This is a genomic window from Streptomyces sp. NPDC090445 (assembly GCF_044769385.1).
Lineage (GTDB): Bacteria > Actinomycetota > Actinomycetes > Streptomycetales > Streptomycetaceae > Streptomyces.
Genome location: NZ_JBIVXV010000007.1, coordinates 35,521 through 53,585, shown reverse-complemented (window position 1 = coordinate 53,585; position 18,065 = coordinate 35,521). Strand labels below are relative to the sequence as shown.

16 protein-coding genes and 3 tRNA genes are annotated in these 18,065 nt (G+C 72.7%); 12 read left to right on the top strand and 7 right to left on the bottom strand.

From position 1 onward, the window contains the following. Positions 1-175: 175 nt before the first annotated feature. The 3 genes from ACIQUT_RS17075 to ACIQUT_RS17065 all read left to right on the top strand — a co-directional run bounded on the left by ACIQUT_RS17075 (position 176) and on the right by ACIQUT_RS17065 (position 4,514). The gene (locus ACIQUT_RS17075; RefSeq protein ID WP_403563715.1) at positions 176-1,777 is read left to right on the top strand and encodes a hypothetical protein; all 1,602 of its coding nucleotides are present in this window, start codon (positions 176-178) and stop codon (positions 1,775-1,777) included. Positions 1,778-2,045: 268 nt separating this feature from the next. Continuing rightward, positions 2,046-3,524, top strand: coding sequence for a N,N-dimethylformamidase beta subunit family domain-containing protein (locus tag ACIQUT_RS17070; protein ID WP_403563714.1), 1,479 nt, complete (start codon positions 2,046-2,048; stop codon positions 3,522-3,524). Positions 3,525-3,611: 87 nt separating this feature from the next. Further along, positions 3,612-4,514, top strand: a complete 903-nt coding sequence (locus ACIQUT_RS17065; RefSeq protein WP_403563713.1) for a phosphoribosylaminoimidazolesuccinocarboxamide synthase — start codon at positions 3,612-3,614, stop codon at positions 4,512-4,514. 152 nt (positions 4,515-4,666) lie between these two features. Here the strand turns inward: ACIQUT_RS17065 and ACIQUT_RS17060 are convergent. The 6 genes from ACIQUT_RS17060 to ACIQUT_RS17035 form a co-directional block, all read right to left on the bottom strand. Continuing rightward, a tRNA-Gly gene (locus tag ACIQUT_RS17060) sits at positions 4,667-4,739 on the bottom strand. A gap of 22 nt (positions 4,740-4,761) precedes the next feature. Further along, positions 4,762-5,373: a response regulator transcription factor gene (locus ACIQUT_RS17055; RefSeq protein ID WP_179174907.1), complete on the bottom strand. Its 612-nt coding sequence runs from the start codon at positions 5,371-5,373 to the stop codon at positions 4,762-4,764. Then, complete coding sequence (locus ACIQUT_RS17050) at positions 5,370-6,608, bottom strand: sensor histidine kinase (protein ID WP_403563712.1); 1,239 nt, start codon at positions 6,606-6,608, stop codon at positions 5,370-5,372. The genes ACIQUT_RS17055 and ACIQUT_RS17050 overlap by 4 nt, the downstream gene beginning before the upstream one ends. Positions 6,609-6,795: 187 nt before the next feature. Beyond that, positions 6,796-6,868 (bottom strand) — tRNA-Gly (locus ACIQUT_RS17045). An 80-nt stretch (positions 6,869-6,948) separates the two neighbouring features. After that, positions 6,949-7,020 (bottom strand) — tRNA-Gly (locus tag ACIQUT_RS17040). 101 nt (positions 7,021-7,121) lie between these two features. Then, positions 7,122-7,439, bottom strand: a complete 318-nt coding sequence (locus ACIQUT_RS17035; RefSeq protein ID WP_403563711.1) for an Lsr2 family protein — start codon at positions 7,437-7,439, stop codon at positions 7,122-7,124. Positions 7,440-7,813: 374 nt separating this feature from the next. On the opposite strand from ACIQUT_RS17035, the gene purS reads away from it, so the two are divergent. The 9 genes from purS (at position 7,814) to purM (ending at position 17,601) form a co-directional block, all read left to right on the top strand. Continuing rightward, complete coding sequence (gene purS / locus ACIQUT_RS17030; RefSeq protein WP_179174904.1) at positions 7,814-8,059, top strand: phosphoribosylformylglycinamidine synthase subunit PurS; 246 nt, start codon at positions 7,814-7,816, stop codon at positions 8,057-8,059. After that, on the top strand, positions 8,056-8,736 hold the full coding sequence (gene purQ, locus ACIQUT_RS17025) for a phosphoribosylformylglycinamidine synthase subunit PurQ (RefSeq protein ID WP_403563710.1): 681 nt from the start codon (positions 8,056-8,058) through the stop codon (positions 8,734-8,736). The genes purS and purQ overlap by 4 nt, the downstream gene beginning before the upstream one ends. Further along, positions 8,733-10,982: a phosphoribosylformylglycinamidine synthase subunit PurL gene (gene purL / locus ACIQUT_RS17020; RefSeq protein WP_403563709.1), complete on the top strand. Its 2,250-nt coding sequence runs from the start codon at positions 8,733-8,735 to the stop codon at positions 10,980-10,982. Before purQ ends, purL begins: the two co-directional genes overlap by 4 nt. 136 nt (positions 10,983-11,118) lie before the next feature. After that, positions 11,119-11,652 (top strand): ArsR/SmtB family transcription factor, encoded by a 534-nt coding sequence (locus ACIQUT_RS17015; protein WP_403563708.1) that lies wholly within the window; start codon positions 11,119-11,121, stop codon positions 11,650-11,652. After that, on the top strand, positions 11,649-12,626 hold the full coding sequence (locus ACIQUT_RS17010; RefSeq protein WP_403563707.1) for a M23 family metallopeptidase: 978 nt from the start codon (positions 11,649-11,651) through the stop codon (positions 12,624-12,626). Before ACIQUT_RS17015 ends, ACIQUT_RS17010 begins: the two co-directional genes overlap by 4 nt. A 193-nt stretch (positions 12,627-12,819) precedes the next feature. After that, positions 12,820-13,611 carry a sterol carrier family protein gene (locus ACIQUT_RS17005; protein ID WP_403563706.1) on the top strand — a complete coding sequence of 264 codons (792 nt, stop codon included), beginning with the start codon at positions 12,820-12,822 and terminating at the stop codon, positions 13,609-13,611. An 84-nt stretch (positions 13,612-13,695) separates the two neighbouring features. After that, positions 13,696-14,532, top strand: coding sequence for an META domain-containing protein (locus ACIQUT_RS17000; RefSeq protein WP_403563705.1), 837 nt, complete (start codon positions 13,696-13,698; stop codon positions 14,530-14,532). Positions 14,533-14,858: 326 nt separating this feature from the next. Next, positions 14,859-16,376, top strand: coding sequence for an amidophosphoribosyltransferase (purF, locus tag ACIQUT_RS16995; protein ID WP_403563704.1), 1,518 nt, complete (start codon positions 14,859-14,861; stop codon positions 16,374-16,376). 154 nt (positions 16,377-16,530) lie between these two features. Beyond that, entirely contained in the window at positions 16,531-17,601 is a 1,071-nt protein-coding gene (purM, locus tag ACIQUT_RS16990) for a phosphoribosylformylglycinamidine cyclo-ligase (protein WP_403563703.1), read from the top strand. 137 nt (positions 17,602-17,738) lie between these two features. Here purM and ACIQUT_RS16985 read toward each other — a convergent pair whose 3' ends face one another. Further along, the gene (locus tag ACIQUT_RS16985; RefSeq protein WP_403563702.1) at positions 17,739-18,008 is read right to left on the bottom strand and encodes a DUF3073 domain-containing protein; all 270 of its coding nucleotides are present in this window, start codon (positions 18,006-18,008) and stop codon (positions 17,739-17,741) included. Between the last annotated feature and the right edge of the window lie 57 nt (positions 18,009-18,065).

The window sequence follows — 18,065 nt, the reverse complement described above, 5'->3', positions numbered from 1 at the left end:
AAGCCATTCCATCGGGTGATCGTCATACCGTCCGGCTGACTGCCGGGCGCTCCCCAACTAGGGTGCGGCGCAAGCATTCCGGCACTTGGCCCACCGGCATTGCGATGTCAGTGGCGGGTGTCACAGTGGGGGAGTGAGCAAAACCGCCGCAGGGCAGAGGGGGTGAGGTCCGGTCGTGTCCGGAACCGGTTCGTATCCAGAAGGGAGCCCGCCGTCGGCGCGCTCCCGTGCCCTGGCCGTGCTGCGCGTGCGCAGCAGGGCGCTGGCCGTCGGCCTGCTGCCCGCCGCCCTCGCGGTGGTGCTGGTCTCCGCCCGGTTGACGGGCCGGCTGGCCGGGGACCCCTGGCCGCTGGTGACCCTCGTCGTGTGCGCGGTCGCCGCGCTGGTGCTGCTGGTGGGCGGGATCTTCACCGCGGTGGTGGTCCGGGCCGGGCCCGCCGTGACGCCGACCGTGCCGCTGGCCGAGGCCGAGGCGCCCGACCTGTACCGGCTGGTGCGGGACCTGGCGGACCGCATGGAGGTGCCGGCGCCCTCCGCGATAGCCCTGACGCCGGACTGCGACAGCTGGCTGGAGGACCGTACGCACGCCGCCCACCGGCGGCGCGGCGCGGCCGCCGCCGGCCCCGGGACGGAGCCGGGCGCGGCACCCGTGCTGGTGATCGGCTCGCCGTTCCTGTGGTGGATGAGGGTCGCCGAGCTGCGGGCCGTGCTCGCGCCGGTCGTCGCCGGTACGGGGCCCTCGGCGCACCCCGACATAGCCGATGCCCGCGGCTTCGTGCGCGGGCTGGACGCCGCCGTGGACGTGGCCGGGCGGCCCGGCCTCGGCTGGATCGGAGGCCCGGCGCGGCTGCTGCTGCGGCTCTGCCGGGAGGACGCCGCCGAGATGGAGCGCGGGGTGGCCGCGGCCGCCTCGGACCGCGCGCAGCGGGTGGACTACGGGCTGCGGATCGTCGCCCAGGAGCAGGTCGGCCTCGCGTACGCGGGATGGGACCGGCTGCTGACCCGGGTGGCACTGCCGGCGTGGCGGATGGGCCGGTGGCCCTCCCACCTCGACGCCGGAGTGGTCTCCGCGCTGACCGAGCTGTCCCGGCGGGACCGGATGGCCGACGGATTCACCTCCCGGCTCGGCGAGCGGCCCGCGTGCGACCTGCTGGAGCGGCCGGGCGCCGTCGACGAGGCGGCCTCCCTGCTCGCAGCGCGGCTCTTCCACGGCGGCCCGGCCGAGCCCGGGCCGGACTGGGCGCCGGTGGACTGGACGGCGTACCCGGAGGAGGTCGTGGACCGCACGTGGCGGGCGGAGGCGGCCCGGCTGCACCAGGCGCTGGACGGCCTGGCCGTGCCGTCGGGGCCGGGCCCCACGCTGGACCGGATCCTCGGCTACCTGGCGGACGCGGGCGGCGAGGGCGGGGCCGGTGAGGCCCTGGCCGGGCGGCTGAGCGGTGACCTGGCCCGGGAGGAACGTTCCGGAGGCCGCCGTTCCGAGGTGGCCCGCGGGGCCGACGCCGTACCCCTGTTCCCGCTGCAGCCGCCCAGGAGCGGCCGGGACCTGCTCGCCGACCACGTGACCGCCCTGGTGTGCTGCGCGGCCGTGGACTGCGTGGGCGCCGCCCCCGGCCTGGACTGGCTGGACGGCCCGGTCCTGCTGGCGGGCGGCGAGCGCCGCTCGGACCTGGCTCCCCGCGTCCTGAGCCTGGTCGAGGACGGCGACCCGGAGCCCCTGCGCGACTGGCTGGCCGAGCTGGGCATCCGCCCCGAGAAGCCGGTCCGCCTGGTCTGACGGACGCCGGCGCCGTCCCCCTCCCCCGGCTTGCCCCCGGCCTGCCGGCCTCTGCCCCTGTCCCGGCCGACGCCCCTGCCTCTCCCCCCTCCCTGCCCCTTCCCGTGCCCGGCCCTGACCCCGGCCGTATCCCTGGCCCCGGTTGTGGCGAACGGTGACGGAACGAGCGCGTCATGTGATGTGCTGGGACCGGCCGCGCCGGACCTCCTGGACCGTGCCGCGCCGCCGTGTGCAGAAGCCGTTCGGGGGAGCGAGGGAGGGGAGCGGAATGGGTGCGGACCGGATCCGGCGATGGGAGTCAGGGGCGCTCGCGCACGCGGTGAACGACCCCTTCGGCCCGGGACCGCTGCCGTGGCTCCGCGGCGGCGAGGCGTACTTCGGCGACACCGGCCGGGTGGTGCCCTGGTACGCGGATCCGGCCGGGCCCCCCGGCCCGTCCCCCGACACGGCACGCGGCGGCGGCCCCCGCACCGCCGACGACGTCCACCGGCAGATCAAGGGGTTCACCTCCACCGGCGCCGCGGCGCCCGGCGAGACGATCGACTTCCACATCACCGTGGACCCGCCCCAGCAGTTCTCCGTCGAGGTCCACCGCATCGGCCACTACGGCGGCGCCGGCGCCGCCCGGATCACGACCAGCCCGCGCCTCTCCGGCTTCGTCCAGCCGCCGCCCCTCACCGCCGACCGCACGGTCTCCTGCCACCACTGGTGGCTGTCCTGGCGGCTGCGGGTCCCCGACCACTGGAACGCCGGGGCGTACGTCGCCGTGCTCACCACTGTCGACGGGTACCGCTCCCACATCCCCTTCACCGTGCGCGACGACCGCCCCGCCGACCTGCTGCTCCTGCTGCCCGACATCACCTGGCAGGCGTACAACCTCTACCCCGAGGACGGCCGCACCGGCGCGAGCCTCTACCACGCCTGGGACGAGGAGGGCCGGCTCCTCGGCACGCAGGACGCGGCCGTCACGGTCTCCTTCGACCGCCCCTACGCGGGCACGGGCCTGCCCCTGCACGTGGGCCACGCCTACGACTTCATCCGCTGGGCCGAGCGCCACGGCTACGACCTCGCCTACGCCGACACCCGCGACCTGCACGCCGGCCGCGTCGACCCCGCCCGCTACCGCGGCCTGGTCTTCCCCGGCCACGACGAGTACTGGTCGGCCGCCATGCGCCGCGCAGCCGAGCGCGCCCGCGACCACGGCACCTCGCTGGTCTTCCTGTCCGCCAACACCATGTACTGGCAGGTCGAGCTGGCCCCCTCCCCGTCCGGGGTCGCCGACCGGCTCCTGACCTGCCGGAAACGCCGCGGTCCCGGCCGCCCCAGCCTGTGGCGCGAGGTCGACCGCCCCGAGCAGCAGCTGCTCGGCATCCAGTACGCCGGGCGGGTCCCCGAGCCGGCGCCGCTGATCGTGCGCAACGCCTCGCACTGGCTGTGGGAGGCCACCGGCGCCGCCGAGAACGACGAGCTGCCCGGCCTGGTCGCGGGCGAGGCCGACCGGTACTTCCCCCGCACCCAGCTGCCCGAGCACCGGGACCGGATCCTGCTCGCGCACTCCCCGTACCGGGACGGCGGCGGGGCCAAGCGCCACCAGGAGACCTCCCTGTACCGGGCCCCCAGCGGCGCCCTCGTCTTCGCGTCCGGCACCTTCGGCTGGACCCCGGCCCTGGACCGCCCCGGCCACGTGGACGAGCGGATCCAGCGGGCCACGGCCAACCTCCTGGACCGGATCTGCAAGAGGGACTGACCCGCGCCGACCCGGACCCGTCGTCGGCCGGCACGCGCCGGTGCGGGAGAATGGGGCTGCGCTCGTACAGAACCACAGGGAGACCCCGTGTCCGGATTCGTCGAAAAGCCCGAGCCGGTTCAGGTTCCGGGCCTCGTCCACCTCCACACCGGCAAGGTCCGCGATCTCTACCGCGACGAGGACGGCAACCTCGTCATGGTCGCCAGCGACCGCATGTCCGCGTTCGACTGGGTGCTGCCGACCGAGATCCCGGACAAGGGCCGCGTCCTGACGCAGCTCTCGCTGTGGTGGTTCGAGCAGCTCGCCGACCTCGTCCCGAACCACGTGCTCGGCACGGACCTCCCCGCGGGCGCCCCCGCGGACTGGGCGGGCCGCACCCTGGTCTGCAAGAACCTGACGATGGTGCCGGTCGAGTGCGTGGCCCGCGGCTACCTCACCGGCTCCGGCCTCGCCGAGTACGACCAGACCCGTACGGTCTGCGGGCTCGCCCTGCCCGAGGGCCTCGTCGACGGCTCCGAGCTGCCCGCGCCGATCTTCACCCCGGCCGCCAAGGCCGAGGTCGGCGAGCACGACGAGAACGTCTCCTACGAGGAGGTGGCGCGCACCACCGGCGCCGAGACCGCCGCGCTGCTGCGCCAGACCACCCTGGCCGTCTACAGCCGGGCCCGGGACATCGCCCGCGAGCGCGGGATCATCCTGGCGGACACCAAGTTCGAGTTCGGTTTCGACGCGGACGGCACCCTGGTCGCCGCCGACGAGGTGCTGACCCCGGACTCGTCCCGCTTCTGGCCGGCCGACCTGTGGGAGCCGGGCCGCGCCCAGCCCTCCTACGACAAGCAGTTCGTCCGCAATTGGCTGTCGTCCCCGGCCTCCGGCTGGGACCCGAAGGGCGAACTGCCGCCGCCGGCCCTCCCGGAGGAGGTCGTCGAGCAGACCCGCGCCAAGTACATCGAGGCGTACGAGCGGCTCACCGGCCAGAACTGGACCTGAGCCCGCCGGCCGGACCGCCCCGAGCGGACCGCCCCGCGCCGGATCACCCCGCGCCGCCCGCCGGCGGGGGCGATCCGGCTCCCGGCCCGCCGCCCCCGCGACGCGGACACGGAGAAGCCCCCGGTCATCGACCGGGGGCTTCTCCGTTCCAGAGCGGACAACGAGACTCGAACTCGCGACATCCACCTTGGCAAGGTGGTGCTCTACCAACTGAGCTATGTCCGCATGCGCCGTGGCGCGGGAACCACTATACCCAACCGCGCTCGCGCGCGAGACGCACTGCGGCATGCCGGTTCTCCGCGCCGAGCTTCGAAGCGGCGGACGACAGGTAGTTGCGCACGGTCCCCTGCGACAGGCCGGCCCGTTCGGCGATCTCCGCCACCGGCGCCCCGTCCCCGGCGAGTTCCAGCACCTCGGCCTCGCGGGCGGTCAGCGGCGAGTCCCCCGCGCTGATCGCGTCGGCCGCCAACTCGGGGTCGACGTAACGGCCTCCGGCGTGCACGGTCCGGATCAGCTCGGCCAGCCGCTGCGCCGACACCGTCTTCGGCGCGAAGGCCCGCACCCCCGCCGCCAGGGCCCGCTTGAGGTGGCCGGGCCGCCCGTGGCTGGTCACGATCATGGTTTTGCAGCCGGGGAGTTCGGCCTTCAGGGATGTGGCCACGCTCACACCGTCCGCCCCGGGCATCTGCAGGTCCAGCACGGCCACGTCCGGCCGGTGGGCCCGCGCCATCGCCAGGGCCTCGGGTCCCGAGGCCGCCTCGGCGACGACCAGCAGGTCGTCCTCCAGGGCCAGCAGGGCGGCGAGCGCCCCGCGGATCAGGTGCTCGTCGTCGGCCAGCAGCACGCGTACGGGGCTCACGCCCGCACCTCCAGTCCTCGCAGTTGGCGGCCCGGGATCCGCGCCCGCAGCCGGAATCGGCCGTCGCCCACCGGGCCGGCCTCCAGGGTGCCGTCGAGCACCGCGAGCCGCTCCCGCAGCCCGGCGAGCCCGGAGCCGGGCAGCCCGGCCGGCACCTCGGGTGCCCCGTCGTTCTCCACGACGAGGGTCAGCTCGCCCTCCTCGGGCGCCGTGAGGCGTATCACGCAGGAGCGTGCGTCGCCGTGCCGCAGGACGTTCGTGGTGGCCTCCCGGACCACCCAGCCGAGCGCCGACTGCACCTCGGGGCGCAGCTTCCGGCCCGGGTCGGCCTCGACCCGGCAGTCCATCCCGGCCGCGGTCAGCACGCCCCGCGCGCCCTCCAGCTCCGCCGCGAGGTCGGCCTCCCGGTAGCCGCGTACGACGTCGCGCACCTCGCGCTGCGACTCGCGGGCGATCCGCTGGACCTCGACCATCTGGGTGACGGCCTCCGGGCGTTCGCGCCGGGCCAGCTGGACCGCGAGCTCGCTCTTGAGGGCGATGACGGCCAGGTTGCGGCCCATCACGTCGTGCAGGTCGCGGCCGAAGCGCAGCCGCTCCTCGGCGACGGCCAGCTGGGCCTGGAGCTCCCGGGCGTGGTCGAGCTCGTAGACCATCCGCAACAGCCAGCCCGAGAAGCCGCAGGCCCCGCTCATGAACAGGCCGGTCAGCAGCATCCCGATCGTGTACCCGACGGCTTCGGCCACCGGCAGGCCCAGGGCCAGCACGGCCGTGCCCGCGCCGAGCGCCCAGGCCGGTGAGACGCGCCACATCTGGCGCACCCGGTTCATGCAGAGCACGAGGGAGCCGCAGGTGAAGCAGGCCAGGCCGCCGACGAGCGACGGCGCCACGGCCTCGGGGAGGTGCCCGGTCTTGCGGAGCACCAGGAAGGCGAGGCAGACGCCGGCGGTGGCGACGGCCGTCGCCACCGCGAGCCGTACCGGGCGCTCCCGGCTGCCCACCTGCCAGTCCAGTGCCCGGGAGGAGAGGAACGCCGTGGCCACGGCGTGGACGAGGACGATCAGCATCGCCCCGAGCGCGAGGGGTCGGGAGATGCCCCCCTCGGCAGCGGCGCCCAGCGGGACCAGCCCGAAGGACAGGATCTCGAGGACCGCGAAGAAGTGGAACGACCCCCGTGTGTAAAGCTCCACCTTTGCCGCGGTGCTGCGGTTCTTCCACCATCCGGTGAGTTTCGACACGGTTCCCCGATTCCCCCGATCACCCTGTGGCGGGTGCTGTTCCCCATGGCTCCAGCCTCGCGGCAGGCCCTTGCCCGCACCAGTGGGCGTGGTCATCGCCCCCGATGACATTTGTCAGTGCGCGGCAGGTGTTCTGCGTGCGCATACGACAAAGGCCCTGATCATTGATCAGGGCCTTTGCACTCTGAGCGGACGACGAGACTCGAACTCGCGACATCCACCTTGGCAAGGTGGTGCTCTACCAACTGAGCTACGTCCGCATGCCCGCTTCGGCGTTTCTGCCGGGCGATGCGTGCATCACTCTACCTGATCCACCGGAGTGGTCGGTAAAGCCTTTGCGAGCGGGTGACAGGGATCGCACACTGCGCCTTCCCCCTGGAAGGGGGATGTTCTGCTACTGAACTACACCCGCACGACCTTCGAGGCTCTGACCTGCGGTCTCGCCCCTCGGCGTGATCCACACACTAGCGGACGGGAGGGGGTGGATGCCAAATCAGCCTCGGCGGGCCCGCTTCAGTGGGCCTGGTGGTAGGCCTCGTAGACGCGCTTGGGGATGCGGCCCCGCGGGGGCACGTCGAAGTCGTGCGAGCGGGCCCAGGCGCGGACGACCGCCGGGTCGGGCGCGAGGGAGGTGTGCTTGAAGGCCTTCCCGGAGCGGGCCTGCCGGCGTCCGGCGGCCATGTACGGGGCGAGGGCGTCCCGCAGTTTCCCGGCGTTGGCCGGATTGAGGTCGATCTCGTAGGACTTGCCGTCCAGGCCGAACGTGACCGTTTCCGCCGCTTCTCCGCCGTCGATGTCGTCGGAGAGTGTGACCACTACGCGCTGCGCCACGGATATCGGTCCCTTCGCGCGACAGTCACCGCCCGCTGACGTGCGGTGATGTCGCCTGTGTGGATGTTTCGGAGCAATGCGTCTTTCGGTACCGGGTGCGGAGCGGCAAATGCCGTGCCGCCGAGGATTCCTTTGTACCTCGATTCCCTTTGCATTGCGAAGCCCAGTTAATTCTCTCCGCGTGTCCCGCCGCAATCCCGAGCGCGTGGTTTTCCGGTGGATTTTGCGAAGCGTTGGTGAAGCCGAAAGGAGCCCTCGCCGGACATGCCCGGAGAGGCCCCCGCGGACCCCCTTCCGAAATCTACCCGCGTAGAAATTTCGGGCGGGTACGCTGAAGGAACCGCCTTCGCACCAACCACCCATCGGGAGTGCCAGTGGCACGCGTCGTAGTCGACGTCATGCTCAAGCCGGAGATCCTCGACCCCCAGGGCCAGGCGGTGCAGCGTGCACTGCCGCGCCTGGGCTTCGAGGGCATCGCCGACGTCCGCCAGGGGAAGCGCTTCGAGCTGGAAGTGGAGGGTCCGGTCGACCAGGCCGCCCTCGACCGCATCCACAAGATGGCCGAAACGTTCCTCGCCAACACCGTCATCGAAGACTTCGTCGTCAAGGTGGAGTCGTGACCGCTCGCATCGGCGTCGTCACGTTCCCCGGAACGCTCGACGACCGTGACTCGCTGCGCGCCGTCCGCCTCGCGGGGGCCGAGCCGGTCTCGCTGTGGCACCGCGACAAGGACCTGCACCAGGTCGACGCGGTCGTCCTCGCGGGCGGCTTCTCCTACGGGGACTACCTGCGCGCCGGCGCCATCTCCCGGTTCTCGCCGGTGATGGAGACCATCATCGAGCAGGCCAAGGCCGGCATGCCGGTCCTGGGCATCTGCAACGGCTTCCAGGTCCTCACCGAGGCCCACCTGCTGCCGGGCGCGATGCTCCGCAACAACCACCTGCACTTCATCTGCCGCGACCAGAAGCTCCGGGTGGAGAACGCCGGGACCTCCTGGACCGGCGACTACGAGCAGGGCCAGGAGATCTCCGTCCCGCTCAAGAACATGGACGGCCGCTACGTCGCCGACCAGCACACCCTGGACGAGCTGGAGGCCGAGGGCCGCGTGGCCTTCCGCTACCTGGACTTCAATCCCAACGGGTCGCTGAACGACATCGCCGGCATCACCAACGCCGCGGGCAACGTCGTCGGCCTCATGCCGCACCCCGAGCACGCGGTGGAGCCGCTGATCGGGACGGGCCGCACCGACGGCCTCGGATTCTTCACCTCGATCCTGAAGAAGCTGGTCTCCGCATGACTCTGGACACCGTCAAGCACGCCGCCGAGACCCCGGACTCGGCGCAGCCCTGGAAGGAACTCGGCCTCAAGGAGGACGAGTACCTGCGGATCCGCGAGATCCTCGGCCGCCGCCCCACCGGTGCCGAGCTCGCCATGTACTCCGTCATGTGGTCCGAGCACTGCTCGTACAAGAGCAGCAAGGTCCACCTGAAGCAGTTCGGCGAGAAGGTCCCCGAGAACGACGCCATGCTCGTCGGCATCGGCGAGAACGCCGGCGTCGTCGACGTCGGCCAGGGCTACGCGGTCACCTTCAAGGTCGAGTCGCACAACCACCCCTCGTACATCGAGCCCTACCAGGGCGCGGCCACGGGCATCGGCGGCATCGTCCGCGACATCCTGGCCATGGGTGCCCGCCCGGTCGCGGTCGTGGACCCGCTGCGCTTCGGCGCCGCCGACCACCCCGACACCAAGCGCGTCCTGCCGGGCGTGGTCGCGGGCATCGGCGGCTACGGCAACTGCCTGGGCCTGGCCAACATCGGCGGCGAGGTCGTCTTCGACTCCTGCTACCAGGGCAACCCGCTGGTCAACGCCGGCTGCATCGGCGTCATGAAGCACGAGGACATCCACCTCGCCAAGGCCTCCGGCCCCGGCAACAAGGTCATCCTCTACGGCGCCCGCACCGGCGGCGACGGCATCGGCGGCGTCTCGGTCCTCGCGTCCGAGACCTTCGACGACACGAAGCCCACCAAGCGCCCCGCCGTCCAGGTCGGCGACCCCTTCCAGGAGAAGCTCCTCATCGAGTGCACCCTGGAGATCTTCAAGGAGAAGCTGGTCGCCGGCATCCAGGACCTCGGCGGCGCCGGGCTCTCCTGCGCCACCTCCGAGCTGGCCTCGGCCGGTTCCGGCGGCATGCGGGTCGAGCTGGACACGGTCCCGCTGCGCGACGCGACGCTCTCGCCCGAGGAGATCCTCATGAGCGAGTCGCAGGAGCGCATGTGCGCGATCGTCGAGCCGCAGCACGTCGACCGCTTCATGGAGATCTGCGAGAAGTGGGACGTCATCGCCACCGTCATCGGTGAGGTGACCGACGGCGAGCGCCTGGAGATCTTCTGGCACGGCGAGCAGATCGTCGACGTGCCCCCGGGCACCGTCGCCCACGAGGGCCCGGTCTACCAGCGCCCGTACGCCCGTCCCTCCTGGCAGGACGCCCTCCAGGCCGACGACGCGGCCAAGCTGCCCCGCCCGCAGACCTCCGAGGAGCTCCGCGCGCAGGTCCTGGCCCTGGTCTCCTCCCCGAACCAGGCCTCCAAGTCCTGGGTCACCGACCAGTACGACCGCTTCGTGCAGGGCAACACCGTCCTCGCGCAGCCCGAGGACGCGGGCATGGTCCGCATCGACGAGGAGTCCAACCTCGGCGTCGCCATGTCCACCGACGGCAACGGCCGCTACGCCAAGCTCGACCCGTACGCGGGCGCCCAGCTCGCGCTGGCCGAGTCGTACCGCAACGTCGCCGCGACCGGCGCGAAGCCCCTGGCGATCTCCAACTGCCTGAACTTCGGCTCCCCCGAGGACCCGGACGTCATGTGGCAGTTTGCCGAGGCCACCCGCGGTCTCGCGGACGGCTGCCTGGAGCTGGGCACCCCGGTGACCGGCGGCAACGTCTCGCTGTACAACCAGACCGGCGACACCGCGATCCACCCGACGCCGGTCGTGGCGGTCCTCGGTGTGATCGACGACGTCAACCGCCGTACGCCGATGGCGTTCGCGGAGGCCGGCCAGCTGCTCTACCTGCTCGGCGACACCGCCGAGGAGTTCGGCGGCTCGGCCTGGTCGCAGGTCGTCCACGACCACCTCGGCGGCCTGCCGCCCAAGGTGGACCTGGGCCGCGAGAAGCTGCTCGCGGAGATCCTGATCGCCGCCTCGCGCGACGGCATGATCGACGCAGCGCACGACCTGTCCGACGGGGGTGTCATCCAGGCGCTCACCGAGTCCTGCCTGCGCGGCGGCAACGGTGCGCGGCTCGTGGTGCCCGAGGGCATGGACGCGTTCACCTTCCTGTTCTCCGAGTCGGCGGGCCGGGCCGTCGTGGCCGTCCCGCGCAGCGAGGAGCTCCGCTTCACCGACATGTGCGGCGCGCGCGGCCTGCCCGCCACCCGCATCGGTGTCGTGGACGGCGAGGAGATCGAGGTCCAGGGCGAGTTCACGATCCCGCTGGCCGAGCTCCGCGAGGCCCACGAGGCGACGATCCCGGCCCTGCTGGCCTGATCCGGCGCCCGTCCGCCCCGTCCGACCCGTCGGACCGAACCCCTGCCCCGCACTGCCGGGCGGGGGTTCGGCGTTCTCCGGAGCGTGCTCGCGCAGCCTCTTGTACGGAATTACGTAATGACGTAATTTTGCATGCATGGATCTTGAAGCACGCGTGGCCGAGCTGGAACGGCGGCTGGCCGCACTCGAAGCACGCGAAGCACAGCAGCCACAAGACGCCCGGCGGCCCGAACCCGCCGACCCGGCCGGGGACTTCTGGGCCCTGGAAGGCTTCAAGGCACAGCTCGCGGAACTCGGGGCCGAGGACGGCGGAGTGCTGTTCACCGGCGCCGTCGGGCTCCCCACCGGCGAGCGGTACGAGTGGCAGCAGGGCTTCCCCACCGCGGAACTCCTCGGCGACGCCGCCGAGGACCGGCAGCGCACCGCCGACGCCCTCGCCGCGCTCGGCAGCCCCGTACGGATCCGGCTGCTGCGGGAGATCCTGGCCGGGCAGCGGACCGCCGCCGAGCTGACCGCGCTCGACGGGGTCGGCACCAGCGGGCAGGTCTACCACCACCTGCGCCAGCTCACCGCGGCCGGCTGGCTGCACACCACCGCGCGCGGGCGGTACGAGGTCCCCGGCGGCCGGGTCGTCCCGCTGCTCGTCGTCTTCGCGGCGGCCACCCCGTGACCCCCGCCGACACCGCTGCCGACACCGCCGCCAACGGGGCCGCCGCCGACGGCGCGGGCACCGCGGCCGCGCTGACCGCCGCCGACGGCTCCGCCGCATTGGGCCCCGCCGAGCCGTCCCGTCCCGTCCGTCCCGTCCGTCCCGCCCCCACCGGGCTGCGCCGGGCGGTGCACCTGACCTGCCGCTGCTGCTGGGTGGCCTTCCTCGCCCTCATCGCCACCGACCTCGGCCTGGGGTTCCCCGCCGACCTCCGCTGGGTCTGGCTCCCCGCCGGACTCGCCCTCCTGCTCACCTTCCTGGCCGGCCGGATGGCCGCCCGGGCACCCCACACCGCCGAGCCGGCCCGGGAGGTCGAGCCCCCGGTCGCCGGGCGCTGGTCCGCGACCAACAGCCCCGCGGACAAGGTCCCGAGCCACGGCACCCACCGGCTGGCGCAGGCCTTCGCCATCGACATCACCGCCGAGCCCGGCCCACAGGACCCGCCGCACCCCGGGTTCGCCTGGCTGTGGCCGCTCGTCCGGCCGGCCCGCGCCTTCCCCGCGTTCGGCGCCCCGTTGTACGCGGTCGCCGACGCGGTGGTGGTCCGGGCCGCCGACCGGCAGCGCGACCACCTCAGCCGCACCTCCTTGCCGGCGGTGCTCTACCTGCTGCTGGCCGAGTCCTCGGTCCGGGGGGATCTCGGCGGGCCCGACCGGGTCACCGGCAACCACATCGTCCTGGATCTGGGCGACGGCACGTACGCCCTGTACGGCCACCTCAAGCGCGGCTCGCTGAAGGTCGGCGTCGGCGACCGGGTCACCGCCGGGCAGCTCATCGCCGAGTGCGGCAACTCCGGCAACTCCTCGGAGCCGCACCTGCACTTCCAGCTGATGGACGGGCCCGACGCCGACACGGCCCGCGGCCTGCCCTTCACCTGGCGCGGTGTCGGCGTCCCCGCGACCGGCGAGGTCTTCGACGCCGGCCCCCGGCCCTGACCGACCCGCCCGGCCGCCGCTCCGGCCGCGGCACCGCCCCCGCCCCTGCGCCCACCCCCGGACCCGGACCCACCCCCGGACCCGGACCCACCCCCGGACCCGGACCCACCCCCGGACCCGGACCCACGCCCGGACCCGGACCCGGCCGTGGCAGCGGCTGCGGGGGCCGCGGCCGATCGGGCAGACTCGCCGCATGGCATCCAGGACCCGTCGCACCCGTACCTACGACGCCGCGAAGATCCGTACGGCCGTCACCGCGCAGTTCGCCCACATCGCCGACGGCGTCCGGGAACTGACACCCGAACAGCTCGGCCGGGACAGCGGGCTCGGCGACTGGACCGTGGCCGACCTGGCCGCGCACATCGCCTGGATCGCCGACTCGCTCGCCGCCGGGCTCGCCCGCCCGCCGGCGGCCGTGCCCGAGCTGACGGCCGTGGAGTGGCCCTCCGCCACCGCCTCCCTCGCCGGGAAGATCGCGGAGGCGGCGAAGGAGATCCTGGAGGGCGCCCCGCCGGCCGAGCTTTTCGAGCACGCGGGCGCCCGGATGGCCGAGGCGCTGGCCGCGAACCCGGGCAGCCGGGTCCTCGCCCTGTGGGTCGGCGACATGACGCTGGCCGACTTCCTCGTCACCCGGACCGTCGAGCTCGTCGTCCACACCGACGACCTCAACCGGGCCGCCGGGCTGGCCATCCCGATCGAGCGGCAGGCGCTCGCCGCCTGCACCCGGCTGCTCGCCGACGCCCTCGCCCTCAAGGCCCCCGGCGGCTCGGTCGAGGTGCGCATCCCGCCGTTCGCGGTGGTCCAGTGCGTCGAAGGCCCCCGGCACACCCGCGGCACCCCGCCGAACGTGGTGGAGACCGACCCGCTGACCTGGGTCAGGCTGGCCACGGGCCGCCAGGACTGGGCCTCGGCGGTGGCGGACGCCCAGGTCACGGCCAGCGGCGAGCGGGCCGACCTGGGGGCGCTGCTGCCGGTGATGAGCTGACCGGAGCCGACCCCGGCCTGCCGGATCCCCCCGGCCGGAGCAGCGCGCGCGGAACCGGACGGGCCCGCCGCCCGTCCCAGGGGCATGCCCACACACCGGCACCTCCCCGCGGCCCTGGCCGCCGTACTCGTCCTCGCCGCCGCCACCGCGGCCTGCGCCGACGGCTCCGGCCCCTCCGGCACCCTCCCGGGCCCCGGTTTCACCGGGTCCTGGTCCGTCCAGCGCGTGACGGCGGACGGCCGGAGCCTGGCCGGGCCGTCCGCCGCGCACCTGGGGATCGAGCCCACCGGCTCCCGTACGGCCGAGGCGAAGGGGAACTACGGCTGCAACGGGTTCACGGCCGCCGTGTCCTACGAGAACGGGTCCGCGCAGTCAGCCGTGACCGTCACCCCCGGATCCTCCACCGCCATGGCCTGCGAGCACATGGAGTTCGAGACGGTTTTCGCCGAGCTGCTGAAGGGCCGGCTGGAGGTGCGGCGCGAGTCCGCCGACCGACTCGTGCTCACGGCCGCCGGCGGCGGCACCGTCGAGCTGACCGCGAAGCCGCCGGGGGCGGACGCCCCGCTCACCGTCACCGAGTGGACGGTGACCGGGCTGATCAGCGGAGATACGGCGGCCTCCGTGCCGGACCGGGCCGCCGGCAAGGCCGTGTTCACCATCGGCCCGGACGCGGGTGTGAGCGGCAGCCTCGGCTGCAACCGGTTCAGTGCCCCGGCCGCGTTCGACGGCCCGCGGGTCACCTTCGGCCCGCTGACCACGACGCGGATGGCCTGCACGGGCCCGGAGGGCGAGCTGGAGCGGACCCTGACCGAACTCTTCGGCAGCGGCCCGCTCACCTGGCGCATCCAGGAGCGGACGCTGACCCTGACGGCGGCCGACGGGAATGGCCTCACGGCCCGGGCCGCTTCCGCCGCCGAGTGACGGCCGGGGCGGCGGCCCCGGGCAGCTTCCTCGGGCAACGTCCTCAGGCTCCGCGGGCCCGGCCGGCGGAAAGGAAAAGAAAAGGAAAAGAAACGGACGGCACCGCACCGCCGGATCAGGGCGCGGCAGGGTCTCCAGAGGCGGAAGAGAGGCGGAAGAGGGGCGCACGGAAGGGCGTGCGAATCCACAGGCCGCCCTTGCCAATCACGGCATTCCGGATATCGGGGCCGTTACCCTCCGCAGGGGTTACCCGACTGTCCGCACTGTGACTTTTCCCGGCCATCCCCAATTCGGACCAGTGGTCGATCTCGCCTACACTCGGAGACGTGCCTCGTGGTGATGGACGACTCAACCACGACCTGCTCCCCGGCGAAAAGGGCCCCCAGGACGCTTGCGGCGTCTTCGGTGTCTGGGCTCCGGGTGAAGAGGTCGCCAAGCTCACCTACTTCGGACTGTATGCACTGCAGCACCGTGGACAGGAGTCCGCGGGCATCGCTGTGAGCAACGGTTCCCAGATCCTCGTCTTCAAGGACATGGGCCTCGTGTCCCAGGTCTTCGACGAAACCTCCCTCGGATCGCTCCAAGGTCATATCGCGGTCGGTCACGCCCGCTACTCGACCACCGGAGCCTCCGTCTGGGAGAACGCTCAGCCCACCTTCCGCGCGACCGCCCACGGCTCCATCGCCCTGGGCCACAACGGCAACCTGGTGAACACCGCCGAGCTTGCCGAGATGGTCGCAGACCTCCCCCGTCAGGACGGCCGTGCCACCCAGGTGGCCGCGACCAACGACACCGACCTGGTCACCGCCCTGCTGGCGGGCCAGACGGACGACGACGGCAAGCCCCTGACCGTCGAGGAGTCGGCCGCCAAGGTCCTCCCGCAGGTCAAGGGTGCCTTCTCCCTCGTCTTCATGGACGAGGGCACCCTGTACACCGCCCGTGACCCGCAGGGCATCCGCCCGCTGGTCCTCGGCCGCCTGGAGCGCGGCTGGGTGGTCGCGAGCGAGACCGCGGCCCTCGACATCGTGGGCGCCAGCTTCGTCCGCGAGGTCGAGCCCGGCGAGCTCGTCGCGATCGACGAGAACGGCCTGCGCACCTCGCGCTTCGCAGAAGCGAAGCCCAAGGGCTGTGTCTTCGAGTACGTCTACCTGGCGCGCCCGGACACGGACATCGCCGGCCGGAACGTCTACCTCTCGCGTGTCGAGATGGGCCGGCGCCTCGCCAAGGAGGCCCCGGTCGACGCCGACCTGGTGATAGCGACGCCGGAGTCCGGCACGCCCGCCGCCGTCGGCTACGCCGAGGCCAGCGGGATCCCCTACGCCTCCGGCCTGGTCAAGAACGCCTACGTCGGCCGGACCTTCATCCAGCCCTCGCAGACGATCCGCCAGCTGGGCATCCGCCTCAAGCTCAACCCCCTCAAGGAAGTCATCCGGGGCAAGCGCCTGGTGGTCGTCGACGACTCGATCGTCCGCGGCAACACCCAGCGCGCCCTCGTCAAGATGCTCCGCGAGGCCGGTGCGGCCGAGGTCCACATCCGGATCTCCTCGCCGCCGGTGAAGTGGCCGTGCTTCTTCGGCATCGACTTCGCCACCCGGGCGGAGCTCATCGCCAACGGCATGAGCGTCGAGGAGATCGGCACCTCGCTCGGTGCGGACTCCCTCGCGTACATCTCGCTCGACTCGATGATCGAGGCGACGACCATCCAGAAGCCGAACCTCTGCCGTGCCTGCTTCGACGGCGAGTACCCCATGGAGCTGCCCGACCCGCAGCTGCTGGGCAAGCAGCTCCTGGAGACCGAGCTGGCCGGCGGCACGGACGCCGCCGACGCACTCCGCCGCCCCTAGCCCCCGGGCCCCGCGCCAGGGGCGGGACGGGCCTCCCGCCCGCTTCCGGGCGGGCGGGGGCGGCCCCGGCTAGACCTGCGCCGGTCCCTGTCTTTCAGGCTTTTCCCAGGGGCCGGCATCTCACGCAGCAACGACACGAAAGCTCTCTCCTGTCATGACAGAGAAGACCACCGGTGCCAGCTACGCCGCCGCGGGCGTCGACATCGAAGCGGGAGACCGCGCCGTCGAGCTGATGAAGGAGTGGGTGAAGAAGACGCAGCGCCCCGAGGTCCTCGGCGGCCTCGGCGGCTTCGCCGGCCTCTTCGACGCCTCCGCCCTCAAGCGCTACGAGCGCCCGCTGCTGGCCTCCGCCACCGACGGGGTCGGCACGAAGGTGGACATCGCGCGTCAGATGGGCGTGTACGACACCATCGGTCACGACCTGGTCGCGATGGTGATGGACGACATCGTCGTCTGCGGTGCCGAGCCGCTCTTCATGACCGACTACATCTGCGTGGGCAAGGTCCACCCCGAGCGGGTCGCGGCCATCGTCAAGGGCATCGCCGAGGGCTGCGTCCTCGCCGGCTGCGCCCTGGTCGGCGGCGAGACCGCCGAGCACCCGGGCCTCCTCGGCCCGGACGACTTCGACGTGGCGGGCGCCGGCACCGGTGTCGTCGAGTACGACCGCCTGCTGGGCGCGGATCGCATCCGTACGGGTGACGCCGTCATCGCGATGGCGTCGTCCGGCCTTCACTCGAACGGGTACTCGCTGGTCCGGCACGTGCTCTTCGACCGGGCCGGGATGTCCCTCGACCAGCACGTCGAGGAGTTCGGCCGGACCCTCGGCGAGGAGCTGCTGGAGCCCACCAAGATCTACTCCCTGGACTGCATGGCCCTCACCCGTACGGCCGAGGTGCACGCCTACTCGCACATCACCGGCGGCGGCCTCGCGGCGAACCTGGCCCGGGTCATCCCGGACCACCTGCACGCGACGGTCGACCGGTCGACGTGGACCCCGGGCGCGGTCTTCGACCTCGTCGGCAAGGCCGGGCAGGTCGAGCAGCTGGAGCTGGAGAAGACCCTGAACATGGGTGTCGGCATGATGGCCGTCGTCCCGCAGGAGTCGGTGGACGTGGCCCTGACGGCGCTGGCCGACCGGGGTGTCGACGCCTGGGTCGCCGGTGAGATCACCGAGCGCGGCGAGCACACCGAGGGTGCGGCGATGACCGGGTCGTACGCGAGCTGAGACAGCACGGAAACCCGGTCCGGGGCGAGGCCCTGGACCGGGTTTCGTGTGTTGCTCTGAAGGCCGAGCGGAATCGTTCAGCCGTCGGTGGTCATGCGATCACGCGGTGCCACCGGTTGTGGTGCGAACGCGAGGCGTCAAGCGCCGCGACGCTGCTGAGCCGACGGGCCGGACTCGTCGTCCTCGTCCTCGTCGTCATCGCTGTTGTACAGATCCGCGTACTTTGCGTACGGGTCGTCGTCGTCCAGCTCGTCATCGACGTCGACCGGCTCGCTGACAGGCGTCAGCGGCGCCGTCGGCGATGCGCCCAGCTCGTTGGCCAGACGCGCAAGGTCAGTGCCGCCGCTGTTGTACTTCAGCTGGCGGGCGACCTTCGTCTGCTTGGCCTTGGCCCGGCCGCGCCCCATGGCTCGACCCCCTCGGTGACGGGGCTCGACGGCCCCAGAGTCTGACACGCGTTCATG